This is a genomic window from Veillonella sp. KGMB01456 (genome assembly GCF_023051165.1).
Lineage (GTDB): Bacteria > Bacillota > Negativicutes > Veillonellales > Veillonellaceae > Veillonella_A.
Window position 1 is genome coordinate 1 of the sequence record NZ_JALKIG010000046.1, and the last position, 16677, is coordinate 16677.

Below are 16677 nucleotides of genomic sequence, written 5' to 3' on the forward strand. Positions count from 1 at the left end.
GAAAGACCCTTATAGGGTCAGAGCAAACCACCCGTTCTACGGGTGGTTATGATTTGCCAGTTTTATTTTGAATAGGGTATACTAAGTAGTGCAGAGGAATTAGTTAAGTTAGCGCATCACCATAAATTATAAAATGTGATGAAGCTTATGAGAGGTTATGAATGTGTGAGAAAGTGAAGGAAACATATGGAGAGTCTTAAAAAAGTTTTTCAAGCGCCGGCTACGGGGGGCATTTTATTGCTGTTAACGGCAGTACTGGCCGTGCTCGTAGCTAATTCGTCGTTCGGTCCGCAGTACGAAGAAATATTGCATACGTACGTAGGTCCTTTATCCGTATCTCATTGGATTAACGATGTATTAATGGCCGTATTTTTCTTAGGCGTCGGCCTTGAAGTAAAACATGAAATGCTCGAAGGCGAGCTAAATACAAATGCTAAACGCTTGTTACCGACCATTGCGGCCGTATTCGGTGTTTTAATGCCGGCTTTGATATATACGTTTTTTACTTATAACCAAAGCGAATTGGTTCGCGGTTGGGCGATTCCGACGGCAACGGATATTGCCTTTTCCATCGGTATTATTTCCTTATTGGGATCGCGAGTACCGTTGGCAGCGAAAGTATTTTTGACAACCTTGGCCGTAGTTGACGATTTAATTGCCGTAATAATTATTGCCGCTGTCTATACACCTTCCTTAGAGTTTATGTACTTGGGTGGTGCGGTTCTTGTTTTTGTATTGCTCTTATTATTGAATAAAAAAGACGTAGTCAGCCCGTGGCCGTACATTATTCTTGGCGTAGCTCTTTGGTTCTGTATCTTCAAATCCGGTTTACACGCTACTTTGTCTGGTGTAATTTTAGCCATGACGATTCCGTCCAAAGTGTTGCGTAACGGCGTGGAATTATCGCCGTTAAATGATTGGCATGAGGCATTGGGCGGTTGGATTACGTTCCTTATCATACCGTTGTTCGGTTTTGCCAATGCGGGCGTTTCCTTTGGCGACTTCCAGTGGTCCGAACTTATGCATCCGGTTATTTTGGGGATTTCCCTGGGCCTTTTCGTGGGCAAGCAAATCGGCATTTTCGGTATCATGTTTGTTCTTGTTAAAACGAAGATTGTACCGATGCCTAAGCCACTTACGTGGAAACATGTTTACGGCGTATCCCTCTGTTGTGGTGTAGGTTTTACCATGAGTCTTTTCGTTAATTTATTGGCATTCCCGCCGGGCCATGCGCAGGAGATTGCCAAAGTCGGTATTTTCTTAGGTTCTATTGTATCCGGTATTTTCGGTTATATTATGCTTCGCTTCTTTACTCCGGAAGTGAAATTAACTGAACCGGAAGATCCGTTTTTCCATAAAAATCATTTAGTATAATCGTTTGAAACGATAACGATTGATGCTGGGACTGTTACTTTTAAGAAAGAGTAGCAGTCCTTTTAGTTTCCCCGTTGAGACATGCTAGGGTCAACTAAATATACGGCTAAATGAATAACTATATCGAAGATATTAATCGAAGTGGGAAAAAGCCCCGTTTATTTTGATTAAAGTGGTGATTATAATTGATAAAAGGGGGCGAATTTTGACAAAATTCCCAAAATAAAGTAAAATAGTATTGCATTTAGATACGAGGTGGAAATATTGAGAAAACTTAGAATAGTGACAGTTCTCTTAACGTTTCTAATGGCTTGTACTTCAGTAGTATTGGCTGATGTAGGACGCGGCGATCGCGGCAGCGAAGTACAATTTGTTCAGCGTTTGATGATAACGCAAGGGTACTTGGTTGATACAGCTGACGGTGTTTTTGGTAATAATACGGAATATGCAGTGCGCATGTTCCAAAAACAAAACGGCTTATCCGCTACGGGTAAGGTGGATAGCGACACCTTGGCAGCGATGAAAGAGAACAATAAGAAATTTGCAGCAGCACAACAGTCTCGCAATGTGCGCAATAGCGTAGAAGTGTCACGTTTTGGTGATCGAGGTCGCTCGGTTTCCGATTTGCAGGCTCGTTTAGCCCACAGTGGTTTTTCACCGGGTTCGATTGACGGTATTTTCGGCAATGGCACAGCCAATGCCTTAAAACGTTTCCAGAAGGCAAACGGATTAACCGTAACCGGTGAAGTGGACAGCAAGACAATGGAGCTCTTAGCTAAAGAGCGCGGTATTCCGACAGAGTATAAGAAGACGATGACGATGAATGCCACAGCCTATTCCGCATATGATCCGGGTAATTCTTCATATACGGCACGAGGCAATTTATTGAAACGTGGGTATGTGTCAGTGGATCCTGATGTGATTCCGTTAGGCACAGCGGTTTATGTTGAGGGCTACGGATATGCAGTCGCGGATGATACCGGCGGCGGTATTATTGGTAATCGTATCGATTTAGCCATGGATTCTCATGGCGAGGCCATAGATTTTGGTCGACAAACCGTTAAGGTTTATATTTTAGAATAAGAGAATAAGATTTTAGAGAAGCGTTAGTACTATGTATGAATTTACTTTTATGAATTCAATTATTTATTAACATCTAAAATGCAGCTAAAGAGACTGTAACAAAAACGAGGATTCATTTCTTCGTTTAGGTTATAGTCTCTTTTGTTATTCAAAATACGGAATGGGCTAGTCGTAATGTTTGATAGGTAATGGATGTTTTGACTATCCACTCTTGAAAGATACTTGCAAACTACGAACGTTCAGATAAAAATTAACCTTGAATGTATGGATTTTTACCTTTAAAGTATGTATTTTCCGAACGTTTTGTGGTATCCTTAAAAGAGAACAAGGTTGTTGGCATAGTCGGCAACGTTATTTTTTTGTATAAGGAGGTATACAGTGGAAAAAGTGCGACGCGTTGAGCGCATGGTAGCGCTTACTAAACTGTTGGTAGATTCTCCGCAAGAATTGATATCTTTACGCTATTTTTGCGATTTTTTTGATATTGCAAAGTCCACACTCAGCGAAGATTTAAGTTCCGTGAAAACAGCTTTGCAACATTTTTCCTTAGGCACCTTGGAAACGGTGGCCGGAGTAGCCGGTGGTGTTCGCTTTATCCCGTATCGGCAAGGGGAGCGGGCCATGTCTGTCCTTCGTGAAGTACAGCAGCGTTTACAAGAACCGGACCGCGTAATTCCGGGTGGTTTCTTGTATATGTCGGATATTTTATATGATTGGCATATTGCCAGCCGTTTAGGCGAGATTTTTATGACTCGCTTTGCCGACCGGAACCCGGACTATATTATGACGGTAGAAACAAAAGGAATTCCGTTGGCGGTTATGGTGGCGCGAGCTTTTAACAAACCCCTTGTTATTGCGCGCCGTGACAGCAAGGTGACAGAAGGTTCGTCTATCAGTATTAACTATGTGACCGGATCGAATCGTCGCATTCAGACTATGTCGCTTACGAAACGGGCCATTCCGCCTAAATCCAAAGTATTGCTCATTGATGATTTTATGAAAGCCGGCGGTACGGCGAACGGCATGCGGGAGCTGGTTACCGAAATGGGCGGCACCGTGGTTGGTATCGGTGTACTGGTATCGACGCCGGATCCTAAAGTTGTAAAAGATTGCGAAGCACTCTTAATTCTTAATGGTGTTAATGAAGAAACACGCAGTATTGATATCGAACCTGTAAATTTAGAGGCTGATAAGGAGGCCTAATTGTATGAAACCTATTACATCTTTGATTTTAGCGGCCGGTAAAGGGACCCGCATGAAGTCTAAACTACCGAAAGTATTGCATCCCGTAGCGGGCAAGCCTATGGTGGAACGCGTACTTGAAACCGTAAAAACAGTGGGCACAGAACGCAATGTTGTAATTGTCGGTTTTGGCGGTGAACAAGTGCAGGCGTACTTGGGTGAGGCTGCTGAATTCGTGACCCAGACCGAGCAAAAAGGCACCGGCCATGCTGTTAAGCAGGCCAAACCTTTATTAGGTGATTACAAAGGGACCATATTATTGCTCTGCGGTGATACGCCACTCGTAACGCGTGAATCGTTGGAAGCGCTGTTAGCCGAACATGAAGCAACCGGTGCAGCGGCTACTGTGTTGACGGCTCATATGGCTGATCCGACCGGGTACGGCCGCATTATTCGCGAAGAAGGGACGGGTAAGGTTCTTCGCATTGTGGAACAAAAAGACGGCAAACCGGAAGAGTTGGCGGTACAGGAAATCAATACCGGTATGTATGCCTTTGACAGTGAGAAGCTATGGCCGTGTTTGGAACAGTTATCCGATGACAATGCGCAGGGCGAACTCTATATTACCGATGTGGTAGGTATTTTGGTAAATCAGGGTGACCGTGTAAGTGCCTATATGATGACCAACGAAGAAGAGTCGTTAGGCGTTAACTCCCGAGCACAATTGGCGGAAGCAGAACGTATTTTGCGTGAGCGCACGAACCGTCATTTCATGGACCTCGGTGTGACGATTATCGATCCCGCATCCACTTATATTGCACCGGAAGTTGTAATCGGTGCCGATACGGTAATTTTACCGGGGACCTTGCTTGAAGGGTCAACGGTTATCGGTGAAGGTTGCAAAATCGGACCACATAGTCGTTTAACCAATGTAAAGGTGGGCAACGAAGTGGTTATGCATTTTACCTATGCTCATGATTGTGAAGTAAAAGACGGTGCCGATATCGGACCGTATGTACATTTACGCCCTGATACAGTTATCGGCGAATCCGTTCATATCGGTAACTTTGTGGAAGTGAAGAACAGTATTGTCGGTAAAGGGACTAAATTCCCACACTTATCGTATATTGGTGACAGTGATGTGGGCAGCGGCGTTAATATAGGATGCGGTACAATTACGGTTAACTATGACGGCAAATTAAAACACCGTACTAAAATCGGTGACGGTGCTTTTGTGGGCTGTAACTCTAATTTGGTAGCCCCGGTTTCGGTAGGTGATTACAGTTATATCGGCGCCGGTTCCACCATTACCAAAGATGTACCGGCTAAATCTTTGGCGGTAGGTCGGGCTCGTCAGATTGTAAAAGAAAACTGGGTGACTGACGATACATTTAAGAAAAAATAGAAAAAAGTTGTTTACTTTTTTGCAATAAAGACGGTAATAGTATACAATAATAAAGATGAGGTTTGCTAGGAGCAACGAAGTTATTAATTAGCAAAAGGGGTATTGAATCATGGCATTTGAAGACGGTAAGAAACTTAAAATTTTCACAGGTAATGCGAATCCGGAGTTGGCGAAAGAAATCTGTGATTACTTAGGCTTACCTTTAGGCGAAGCGTTCGTAGGTCGTTTCAACAATGGCGAAGTACAGATTATGATTGATGAAAGCGTACGCGGTAAAGATGTATTTATCGTGCAACCTACCAGCTATCCGGTAAATGATAATTTAATTGAGTTATTAGTTATGGCTGATGCCTTAAAACGTGCCTCTGCGCGTCACATTACGGCGGTAGTACCGTACTATGGCTATGCTCGTCAGGACCGTAAAACTCGCGGTCGTGAACCGATTACGGCTAAATTGGTAGCTGACTTAATGCAGACAGCCGGCATCACTCGTTTGGTAACAATTGACCTTCATGCCGGTCAGATTCAAGGCTTTTTCAATGTGCCGGTGGACCACTTATTCGGTGCCTCCATTTTGGCAAAATACATTAACGAAAAGAAAATGGAAGATTTAATCGTTGTATCGCCTGACCTTGGCGGTGTAACGCGTGCTCGTGATTTGGCCGATCGTATCGGTGCGCCGATTGCGATTATCGAAAAGAAACGTCCGCAACCGGGTGTGGCTAAAGTTATGAACTTAATCGGTAATGTAGAAGGTAAGAACTGCATCATTATCGATGATATCGTTGATACAGCGGGCTCTTTGGTTGAAGGGGCTAAAGCACTTAAAGAATTCGGTGCTAAATCTGTTATGGCTTGTGTAACGCATGCTGTATTGACTGACCCTGCTTGCGAACGCATTGAAAACTCCAATATTAAGGAATTAATCGTAACCAATACAATTGATTTACCGGAAGAACATAAATTACCAAATATTACGTCCTTGTCGGTAGCGCCTTTATTGGGTGAAGCTATTATGCGTATCTTCCACGAAGTATCCGTAAGTAATTTGTTTGACAAATAATTTTTCTCTGCATGGCTGTTTATGCCTCTGTAGAGCGATGTGTGTAACCTCCGGAATCCTTTCCGGAGGTTCTGTTTTTCGTAGATAAAGGATGTAAACAGTGAAAATGGTTGTAGGGCTCGGGAATCCGGGCCGTGAATATGAAAAGACAAAACATAATATAGGCTTTATGGTCATCGATGCTATGGCGGCGAAAGAAGCTCATACGCCATGGCGTGAAGATTTTAAAGCGCTCATTACGACGATAACAATTGACGGCGAGAAGGTTCTTTTGGTAAAACCGCAGACGTTTATGAATGCCAGTGGTGAATCGGTAGGCCCTTTGATGCGGTATTATAAAATAGATCCGGCCGATGTATATTGTGTCTACGATGATATGGATTTGCCGGTTGGTAAAATCCGTATTCGCCCTAATGGCAGTGCCGGTGGGCATAATGGGATTAAATCCCTCATTGCTCATATGGGCACATCAGAGTTTCCTCATTTCCGTTTCGGTATCGGCCGACCGTTACCGCAATGGACGGTTATCGACCATGTATTGGCACCGTTCCCGGAAGAACAGCAGGATAAGGTGAATAAAGGCATTGAAGATATGGCTAAAGCTATTTTAGGCACCTTAGAGGTAGGGCTCGACAAAGGTATGAATTTATACAACCCACGTAAAGGTCGTCGTCAATAATAGTCGCGTAATGCTGATTGCGTATGGTTTTAAAATAACGGTTAAGTGAGAATATTTAATAATAACACTTGACAAGTTTTAATAATTTCGATATAATAACTCTATTATCCGGATAGATTGTCAGTGTTAATGCTTGAGGAGGATGAACTTTAAACCCAACAATGTCATAATCTTGAACATTCCTGAGCAGTCGTACGGGTATGTGGTAATAACCCAACCACTTTTTAGCAGTTGGTTTTAACCCAAATCGCTGTAAGTTATAAGAATAACAAAGGAGGTTCGATTATGAACAAGATTCAAAGTTTATCGAACCGCTTATCGGTGCTGGGATATAGTGGTTTCGAGATTTCTCACATTATTAATTATGCCGCCAGAGGCAAAGAGTTAACAACATTGAGTAAATATCAGTTGCGAGATGTTATTCAGCAAATGGAAAAATATGTAACGCTAGGTACGCAATATGCGGCCGCTTATAGCAAGTAAGCTTTAGCGTAAACACAGGAGACTATACGGAGCTATAGTCTCCTTTTTTTCGATATAAGGGAGAACGGAGGATTACATGTTCGTACGACAAAATCATAAACCGCGTAAGCAACGTTCGTTTCCTGCCGGGCCACGCCAAACAAGGCGTATGGGAATGTCAGTGAAATGTATGATTTTTTGCGATGGCGATATTTTATTATTACAAAAAAAGGATAGAGAAGGACTCAGACCATGGGAATTTCCCGGTGGCGGTCTCGAGTTTGGTGAAGATTTACATGATGCGGCGTTACGAGAAGTTCGTGAAGAAACCGGTCTTACGGTCGAACTGCTGGATGTAGCCGGTCTGTGGTCCTACAAACGCAATAAATTGCAGTTTTTGACAGGGGTCATCTTCATTGCCAAAGCAAATAATCGTGATGTAGTATTGTCGGACGAACACACAGACTTTGCTTGGGTCAAACCGGCAGAGCTTAATACCTATCGGTTGCAGGATTCCTTACGTGAGGCTTTGGATCGCATTAAAACGAGCAATGAGCGGGGCCGGGAATTACGTCAATATTTTGTAGAAAATTATAAATAGCGATTTAGTATTTATAAAATTACAAATAGATACACCGCCATTACTATAAAATGGTATAATTGTATGTATATAAAAATAAGCAAACAGAGGTTTTATTTTGAAAACACATACACAAACGAAAAATAATAATAGGGAACGTAATAATATAGCATTAAATCAGTCACGCATGCCTTTTGTAGAAGCGTTGGAGGCTTATAAAGAAGAGCATTTCGTGCCGTTTCATACACCAGGTCATAAAATAGGCGTAGGAGCGCCTGCTACATTAAAAGCATGGATGGATCCGGCACTGCCGTATGATTTAGGCGTGATGTATGCGCTGGATGATTTACATGAACCGGAAGGTTCGTTAAAAGAAGCGCAAGATTTGGCGGCTCAATTATATGGGGCCGATTACACTTGGTTTTCTATAAACGGAACCACCGCTTTAATTGAAACAATGATTATGGGCACAGTCGGTGCCGGTGATACGATTATTATTCCCCGTGAAGCACACCGCTCAGTAATGGGCGGTTTAATTTTAAGTGGCGCCAAGCCGGTCTACTTGGAAGGGCGTTTTGACGAGCGCTTCGGTGTACCGTTGGGGACTACACCTAGTGAAGTAGAAACAGTCTTAAACGAGCATCCGGAGGCGAAAGCCATCGTTTTGGTAAACCCGAATTATTATGGCATTGCCATTGATTTAGAAGCTATAGTATTATTAGCTCATAAGAAAGGTGTTATTGTTCTTGTAGATGAAGCTCATGGAGCCCATTTGCCGTTTGGTAAAAACTTACCTAAAAGTGCCTTGGCCTGCGGCGCCGATTTAGTGGCACAAAGTACGCATAAATTAATCGGATCTTTAACACAAACATCGATGCTTCATGGACAGGATATGCTCATTAATGAACGACGCATCACGCAGGTGCATCAGATTTTGCAAAGTACCAGTCCTAATTATATATTTCTGGCCAGCCTTGATATGGCGCGGCATCAAATGGCGACAAAAGGCCGTGAGTTAGTCACCAAGGCGGAAATGCTGGCACAGGAATTGCGCCGGGATTTGCAGAACATTCCGGGGATTAATGTACCGGCTGCGGAAGATTTTAACGGTTTATATGATTATGATGCGACCAAGGTGCTCATTGATTTTTATGAGCTCGGCTTGACCGGTGTAGAAGCGGAAAAATTGCTTCGCAAGGAAGGTATCGAGGTAGAATTGGTACAGGCTTATCATGTGTTGGTGCTCATTACGCTAGGCGATACCAAGGACAGTATTAAACGACTGGTCGATGCGGTAAGTAAGGTGGCGGCGAATGTAAAGGAATTTAAGCAATCAAGCCCTCAGGCAAAGCCATTGGCTACGGGTACGCGTTTACCAAGTCCGGAAGTGGTACTGACGCCACGGGAGGCTTTTTACAGTAAAACAGAAACTGTGGCCCTGGCGGAGGCGGCAGGGCAAATCAGTGGTGAGACTATCAGTTATTACCCGCCGGGGATTCCTTTTGTCAGCGTAGGCGAACGAATTACACCGGCGGTGCTGGCCTATATTAAAGAGCGGCAAGCCATGGGCTTTTTGCCGAATGGCTGTGCTGATAAAACATTAAAAACAATTCGTATTATTAGTAAATGAGGTGTGACCCGTGGGCCGTTTAATAATTATTGAAGGTGGCGACGGTAGCGGTAAAGCTACGCAGACGGCGCTATTGAAAGAACGTTTACTCAAAGAAGGCTATAAGGTAAAGTCCGTGAGTTTTCCTAATTACGACAGTCCGGCCGCTATGCCGGTAAAGATGTATTTAGCCGGTGATTTCGGTAAAAAACCGTCTGATGTAAATCCCTTCGTGGCCAGCTCTTTATACGCTGTGGACAGATTTGCTTCTTTTCGCATGGATTGGCAAAACTTCTATGAAGAAGGGGGCATTATTTTAGCCGATCGCTATACGACCTCCAATATGGTACATCAAATGGTAAAATATGAAGACCCGTCGGAACGAAAGGCATTCCTCGACTGGTTGGAAGATTTTGAGTTCGTAAAATTCGGCTTACCGCGACCTGATGCGGTATGTTTACTGGATATGCCACTTGCAGTGAGCGAAGCACTTATGGCGGAACGGAAACATAAAACCGGTGGCGCTACCGGCGATATTCATGAGAAAGACCATGCGTATTTGGGCCGTGTTCACGGGGCCTATGATGAATTGGTGGCACGCTATAATTGGCAGCGTATTGCCTGTGCCGATGAACATATGAATCTTCGCACCATAGAAGCTATTCATGAGGACGTGTATAAAGCGGTAACCGCCGTATTGAAGAAATAGCCGGCGTATCTGCTTTGAGTTGTTTTTTAGGGGCTTCACGGTATATAATAAATATGTTGTAATACATTGAGGAGGCACCATGTCGTATTTTGAGCAAGTTATCGGTCAAAAGGCTACAATCGACCATTTGACGACCTTGGTAGAGCGCGGTACCTTACCCCATAGTTTGTTATTTTATGGGGAAAAGGGCCTGGGAAAATTAAATACGGCTATTGGCTTAGCTTCTTTATTAATAGGCCGACAAGTCTTTTCGGCTGACGGCGGCGCTCAGTTTTTAGAAGCGGTAGCGAATGCTCGTCAAGCGGATGGCGAATCGGAGAAAAAAACGGAAGCGGAAGGCCTTCCTATTTACGTTGATGGCGGTCAGGCTTTTTGGTTACGGCCGATGAAGAATATGCTGAAGGTAGAGCAGTGGTATGAGCTGTTAAGTTCCTATTTAGGGCGTACCGGTAGCGGCCGACGCGTTGTTATCGTAGAAGATTTTCAAACGGCTAATGCAGTTATGGCCAATGCCATGTTGAAAACCATTGAAGAACCGCCGGCTGATGTTTTTTTCATAATTATAACGAATCAAATTGCTTCGGTGTTACCTACTATTAAATCACGGTGCATGCTGGTTCCTTTCGGACCGGTAAGTAATGATATTATTACGGCGGCATTGCGTAAGGAAGGTTTTACCGAAGATTTACAACAAGCTTTGGGAGCCGGTCAGGGTAATCCTGATTTGGTTCGTGAGCTGGTCCTGAGAGGCACGTTGCCACTATTGGAGCAGGCCGTAAAAATGCTGGAACAGCTGCCGAAAGCTTTGTTTTTTACACAGCTGAGTCTGCAAACAGAATCCCTTAAACGCGATGATATGCGCGAGTTAATGGGCTGGTTGCGGCTCTTGGCGCGCGATATGATGGCTCTAAGAGCCGGTGCGCCGGATGATGTACTACAGTGTCCTCTCCATAAAGAGCGTTTATTGCAAATATTACCGTCATGGAAGGTGAAAACCTTATTGACCGTAGAGCGAGAAACGCTGGCGGCGGAAGAGGCACTTCGATTAAATGTGAAAGCAGGTTTGGTTATGGATGGCGTATTGCTTGCCCTTCGCCAAGCCTTAAAGGAGGACACCCAGTGACAACCATAGTCGGTGTTAGATTTAAAAAAGCGGGTAAAATTTATTATTTTGCTCCCGGTGGTGCCAGCTTGAGTTTAGGTGACGGTGTTATTGTTGAAACGGCTCGCGGTCTTGAATTCGGCGATGTGGTAATTGCACCGCGCCAAGTGGAGGAAGATACGGTCATTCAACCGCTTAAAAGCGTAATCCGTAAGGCCACCCCGAAAGATTACAAACAAGTAGAAAAAAATAAGCAGCGTGAAGAAAAGGCATTTGAGATTTGCTTGGAAAAAATTGCCAACCGCAAATTGCCGATGAAGCTTATCAATGTTGAATATACTTTTGACATGAATAAAATCATCTTCTTCTTTACCGCTGACGGACGCATTGACTTCCGTGATTTGGTTAAAGATTTAGCCACCGTATTCCGTACGCGTATTGAATTGCGTCAGGTAGGGGTGCGCGATGAAGCTAAAATTTTAAACAGTATCGGTGCTTGCGGCCGTGCTTTATGCTGTGCCACATTCCTGGGGGATTTTTCACCCGTATCGATTCGCATGGCTAAGGATCAGAATTTAAGCCTTAATCCAACGAAGATTTCCGGTGTATGTGGGCGTTTGATGTGCTGCTTAAATTATGAAAATGATTTGTATGCCAAAGGCGGCGATTTATATACGCAGAAAACTAAAGTGGCGCCCGTTATTATAGAACCGCCGGGCATCGGTAAAGATGTAGTAACCGATGAAGGCATGGGCAAGGTATTGAAGATTAATCGCAACAAGAAAACGGTAAAAGTACAGCTGGAAGAAGGTCGTACTATCGACTTGCCGTGGACTGATATCGTATTGCCTGATGAAGAATAACGAGGAGCGACTGGACGATTTATTGATTGGCGGAATGAAGCTGTGGCAGCGGACCGACCAATTTCGCTTTGCCATTGATGCGGTATTACTGGCGCATTTTCCAAAACTTAGTGAAAAGCGCCGCTATGCCGATTTAGGCACGGGAACAGGGGTAATTCCTTTACTCATGACGGCTCTCGGCGCCAAGCAGATTACGGCCGTTGAAGTGAATCCGGTGCTGGCCGATTTAGCACGCCGTAATATTACATTAAATCAAAAAGAAGTGGAAATTTCTTTGGTTGAAGCAGATTACTGTAAGCTTGAAGGTCCTGAATGGGTGGAGCGATTTGATGCAATTCTTATCAATCCACCATATTTTACGGCTGCGCAGGGAGCAATACCCCAATCTTCTGATGTGAGTTTAGCTCGTCATGAGACGATGTATGATATTTCTGATATTGCAAGGGCAGCAGCAAAGCTCGTAAAATATCAGGGACAGGCTTTTTGGATTTACCCGGTAAGTCGACTGATGGATTTATTGGGTGCTTTAAAAGCAGCAAAATTAGAACCGAAGCGAATGCGTTTTGTCCATAGTATGCCGGGCAAAGCGGCTAAATTGGTTCTCATTGAAGCGCGTAAGGCGGGGCAGGTCGGTTTAATTACAGAAGCCCCTTTATATATTTATGACACACCGAATGTGTACAGTGAGGAGGTGCGTAGTTGGTATGACAGAGACTAAAGGAACTTTATATTTAGTACCTACGCCCATAGGCAATCTGGAAGATATGACCTATCGGGCTGTCCGTGTTTTACAGGAAGTGCATACCATAGCGGCCGAAGACACGCGGCACAGCGGCTTATTGTTAAAACATTTTGATATTAAAAAGCCTTTAATATCCTATCATGAGCATAATAAGGATGCGAAGGAAGAGCCCTTAATGGAGTTGTTACTAAGCGGTCACGATGTGGCGGTTATCAGTGATGCAGGTATGCCGGCTATTTCCGATCCGGGCGCCGATCTTGTATTAGCGGCCATAGACGCGGGAATTCCTGTGGTACCGTTACCCGGGCCGAATGCGGCCTTGACGGCACTCATTGCGTCGGGGCTCGATACGAGGGAATTTACTTTTTTAGGCTTTTTACCAAAGAAAAGCAGTCACCGCAAAGAATTGTTGGAGCGCGTGGCTACATATGAAGGCACTTTATTGTTCTACGAAGCGCCTCATCGTTTACAAGCTTCATTACAGGAGTTATATAAATATTTAGGCAATCGTCCTATTGTGGTAGGGCGGGAGTTGACTAAAAAGTTCGAAACTTTTGTGCGTACCAACTTGGAAGCTTTGCAAAAAGCGGAGGATTTGGTTACTATTAAGGGTGAATTTGTTTTAGTCGTAGGCGGTGCCGCCACCGTTGAGGCTGAGGCGGAGACGACGGAAACAATGTCAACCGATGATTATGTAAGTGCTGTGATGATGCTTATGGAAGCCGGAACGGCTAAAAAAGAAGCAATACGCGAAGTTGCCAAACGACTGGGCGTAGCCAGACGCGATGTGTATAATGCCGTTGAAGCGGCACAGGACACATAAATCGATTAGGCATTAAATGTTTAGATTGATGAAACCGTGAATGATAAATAATTAAATTCAGAAGGCTACACCTTGTTATAGAATAAGAGGAGGTTATTGTATGTCAGATACAACCAACAAACGATTTTATATTACAACACCAATTTATTACCCAAGTGCCAAGCTTCATATCGGTCATACTTATTGTACGACCATTGCCGATACGGTAGCACGTTTCAAACGCCGCGCCGGCTATGATGTGCGCTTTTTGACAGGCTCTGACGAACACGGCCAAAAAATCCAACGTGCTGCTGAAGCAATGGGGATTACGCCGCTTGAATATACCACTAAAATTGTTACCGGCTTCCAAGAATTATGGAAAGCCCTTAACATTTCCAATGATGATTTCATCCGCACTACGGAAAAACGTCATGAAAAAGTAGTTCAGTACTTATTCCAAAAAGCCTATGACAAAGGCGATATTTACAAAGCTAAATACAAAGGTTGGTATTGCACACCGGATGAAACATTCTGGACCGAACAAAAATTGGGCCCTAACCATACTTGTCCTGATTGCGGTCGTCCTGTAGAACAGGTCGAAGAAGAAAGCTATTTCTTCAGAATGGGTAAATACGCCGATCAATGGCTAAAATTTATCGACGAAAATCCTGATTTCATCCAGCCGGAAGCACGCCGTAACGAAATGATTCAATTCGTTAAACAGGGCCTTGAAGATTTGGCCGTATCCCGTACCAGCTTTGATTGGGGCATTAAAGTACCGTTTGACCCTAAACATGTTGTGTACGTATGGTTTGATGCCCTTGTTAACTACATCAGTGCATTGAATCCATTGGAAGAAGATGACAGCTTATTCAAAAAATTCTGGCCTGCTGACATTCACTTGGTAGGTAAGGAAATCGTACGTTTCCACTCCATCATTTGGCCGATTATGCTCATGAGCCTTGAATTGCCGATTCCTAAAAAAGTATTCGGCCACGGCTGGCTCGTTGTAGACGGCACCAAAATGAGTAAATCCCTCGGCAACGTGGTGGATCCGATTCCGCTCATTAATATGTACGGTTCCGATGCCCTTCGTTACTACTTATTGAGTGAAATTCACTTGGGCAATGACGGTAACTTTACATTGCCTAACTTTGTACAGCGCGTTAACTCCGATTTGTCTAACGACTTAGGTAACTTGTTAAATCGTACCGTTGCGATGATTGAAAAATATCACGGCGGTGTGATTACGGCCATGCCTTCCGTTAGCGAATACGACAAAGATTTAGCAGCTATGGCTGAAGCTACGGTTAAAGATTATGAAACCTACATGGAAGCCTTTGATTTGAACCGTGCGTTGAAAGCAGTTTGGGCCTTTATCAGCCGTACCAATAAATATATTGACGAAACTATGCCTTGGGTACTTGCTAAAGGGGCTGAAGCAGGGGATGCTGAAAAATTGCAGACCGTAATGTATCATTTGGCGGAAGCACTTCGCATTATTGCCGTGCTTGTGGATCCTGTAATTCCTACGGGCGCGCCTAAAATTTGGGATCAATTAGGCATTACCGGTTTCGCCGATGCCAAAATCGACGATGTACGTCAGTGGGGCGGTTTAGTGAGTGGCACGAAAGTAGTAAAAGGGGAACCGATTTACCCTCGCTTCGAAGTACCTGAAATGGTAGATGCACCGGCAGCTACTGAAACTAAAGCAGAGGAAAAAGCGGCCGCTAAAACAGGTACGGAAAGTGCGGATGAAACAGACCGTACCAATGAAACTGCCGAAGCAGGTGAACAGGAAATTCCACCGATTAAAGACAATGTGGAATATGACGATTTTGCCAAACTCGACTTGCGCGTGGCTAAAGTTATTTCCTGTGAAAAAGTTAAAAAATCCAAGAAACTTTTAAAATTTGTCTTAGATGTGGGCGTGGAAGAACGCACCGTAGTAAGCGGTATTTCCCAGTACTACGAACCGGAAGATATGATTGGCAAAAAAGTCATTTATCTTGCCAACTTGGCGCCAAAGAAATTCATGGGTATTGAATCGTACGGCATGATTTTATCGGCCTCCGACTTTGCCGATAACTTAGAAGTAACCAACATTGAATCGCTTATTCCGGGAAGCTTGGTGAAATAAGATGGAATTATTTGATACGCATGCGCATATTAACGACAATCGTTTCGACAATGACCGTGAAGCCATGTTGGCAGATTGCCGAGCACAAGGTGTTCGCTATATTATGTGTCCTGCCGTTGACCGCGGTACCGCTGAATCAGCCATTGCTTTGGCTGAGAAATACGATTATGTGTATGCAGCCGTAGGCGTGCATCCTCACGAATCGAAAGACGTGACGGAAGCGGATTATGAATATTTTAAAGAACAAGCTCTTAATAATGACCGGGTAAGAGCTATCGGCGAAATCGGTTTGGATTATTACTTTGATTTTTCCGACCGTGAAACGCAAATGCGTGAATTCAAACGCCAATTGGCACTAGCCCGCGAAGTGGATTTGCCGATTATTATTCATGACCGCGATGCGCACGGCGATATTATGGATACGCTCCGCAATGACGGCAAGGGGAACTACGGTATCTTCCATTGCTATTCCGGCAGTTGGGAAATGGCGAAAGAAGCCATTAAAATGGGTTTTTATATTTCTTTTGCCGGTCCGGTAGTATTTCCGAAGTCTACAAAGCTTAAAGAAGTGGCCAAACAGGTTTCGCTCGATCGCTTATTGATTGAAACGGATTCGCCGTATTTGACACCGCCACCATTCAGAGGGCGTCGTAACGATCCGAGCAAGACTCAGTTCGTAGCACAGGAAATTGCCGCTTTACGTGGTATGGAAGCAGACGAAATAGCAGCCATTACCCTTGAAAACGGTAAACGAATTTTTAATATTAAATAGTATAAATATTAGTAACCAATAAGAGCTCTCTTCGTGAGTTTTGCGAAGAGAGCTCTTTTATTGTACGCCGAATAGGCATGACAAAACCCCCAGTTAAACTGGGGGTCGGT

Annotated in this window: 16 protein-coding genes; all 16 read left to right on the plus strand. The window is 44.0% G+C overall.

Annotation, left to right across the window (positions count from 1 at the left end; all coding sequences use genetic code 11):
- Nucleotides 1-186: 186 nt before the first annotated feature.
- Complete coding sequence (gene nhaA / locus MXE28_RS10075) at nt 187-1374, plus strand: Na+/H+ antiporter NhaA (RefSeq protein WP_021840349.1); 1188 nt, start codon at nt 187-189, stop codon at nt 1372-1374.
- A 255-nt stretch (nt 1375-1629) separates the two neighbouring features.
- Nucleotides 1630-2457 (plus strand): peptidoglycan-binding protein, encoded by an 828-nt coding sequence (locus MXE28_RS11600; RefSeq protein WP_295247113.1) that lies wholly within the window; start codon nt 1630-1632, stop codon nt 2455-2457.
- A gap of 378 nt (nt 2458-2835) precedes the next feature.
- Entirely contained in the window at nt 2836-3660 is an 825-nt protein-coding gene (gene purR, locus MXE28_RS10090) for a pur operon repressor (protein WP_021840347.1), read from the plus strand.
- Between the two features lie 4 nt (nt 3661-3664).
- Nucleotides 3665-5044 (plus strand): bifunctional UDP-N-acetylglucosamine diphosphorylase/glucosamine-1-phosphate N-acetyltransferase GlmU, encoded by a 1380-nt coding sequence (gene glmU / locus MXE28_RS10095; protein ID WP_021840346.1) that lies wholly within the window; start codon nt 3665-3667, stop codon nt 5042-5044.
- Nucleotides 5045-5153: 109 nt separating this feature from the next.
- Nucleotides 5154-6107, plus strand: coding sequence for a ribose-phosphate pyrophosphokinase (locus MXE28_RS10100; protein WP_021840345.1), 954 nt, complete (start codon nt 5154-5156; stop codon nt 6105-6107).
- A gap of 100 nt (nt 6108-6207) precedes the next feature.
- Entirely contained in the window at nt 6208-6786 is a 579-nt protein-coding gene (pth, locus tag MXE28_RS10105; RefSeq protein ID WP_127058995.1) for an aminoacyl-tRNA hydrolase, read from the plus strand.
- A 285-nt stretch (nt 6787-7071) separates the two neighbouring features.
- Nucleotides 7072-7269, plus strand: coding sequence for a hypothetical protein (locus MXE28_RS10110; protein ID WP_021840343.1), 198 nt, complete (start codon nt 7072-7074; stop codon nt 7267-7269).
- Between the two features lie 76 nt (nt 7270-7345).
- A complete protein-coding gene (locus MXE28_RS10115; RefSeq protein WP_021840342.1) occupies nt 7346-7849 on the plus strand; it encodes an NUDIX hydrolase in 504 nt (167 codons plus the stop codon).
- Nucleotides 7850-8015: 166 nt separating this feature from the next.
- Nucleotides 8016-9458 carry an aminotransferase class I/II-fold pyridoxal phosphate-dependent enzyme gene (locus MXE28_RS10120; protein ID WP_247240131.1) on the plus strand — a complete coding sequence of 481 codons (1443 nt, stop codon included), beginning with the start codon at nt 8016-8018 and terminating at the stop codon, nt 9456-9458.
- 10 nt (nt 9459-9468) lie between these two features.
- Complete coding sequence (locus tag MXE28_RS10125) at nt 9469-10146, plus strand: thymidylate kinase (RefSeq protein WP_247240128.1); 678 nt, start codon at nt 9469-9471, stop codon at nt 10144-10146.
- A 79-nt stretch (nt 10147-10225) separates the two neighbouring features.
- Entirely contained in the window at nt 10226-11269 is a 1044-nt protein-coding gene (locus tag MXE28_RS10130) for a hypothetical protein (protein WP_247240129.1), read from the plus strand.
- A complete protein-coding gene (locus MXE28_RS10135) occupies nt 11266-12111 on the plus strand; it encodes a stage 0 sporulation family protein (RefSeq protein ID WP_247240130.1) in 846 nt (281 codons plus the stop codon). Before MXE28_RS10130 ends, MXE28_RS10135 begins: the two co-directional genes overlap by 4 nt.
- A complete protein-coding gene (locus MXE28_RS10140; protein ID WP_021840337.1) occupies nt 12101-12829 on the plus strand; it encodes a methyltransferase in 729 nt (242 codons plus the stop codon). The genes MXE28_RS10135 and MXE28_RS10140 overlap by 11 nt, the downstream gene beginning before the upstream one ends.
- Nucleotides 12816-13676, plus strand: coding sequence for a 16S rRNA (cytidine(1402)-2'-O)-methyltransferase (gene rsmI / locus MXE28_RS10145; protein ID WP_021840336.1), 861 nt, complete (start codon nt 12816-12818; stop codon nt 13674-13676). Before MXE28_RS10140 ends, rsmI begins: the two co-directional genes overlap by 14 nt.
- Before the next feature lie 100 nt (nt 13677-13776).
- Nucleotides 13777-15795, plus strand: a complete 2019-nt coding sequence (metG, locus tag MXE28_RS10150) for a methionine--tRNA ligase (protein WP_021840335.1) — start codon at nt 13777-13779, stop codon at nt 15793-15795.
- A gap of 1 nt (nt 15796) precedes the next feature.
- Nucleotides 15797-16567: a TatD family hydrolase gene (locus MXE28_RS10155; protein WP_021840334.1), complete on the plus strand. Its 771-nt coding sequence runs from the start codon at nt 15797-15799 to the stop codon at nt 16565-16567.
- The last annotated feature ends 110 nt before the right edge of the window (nt 16568-16677 follow it).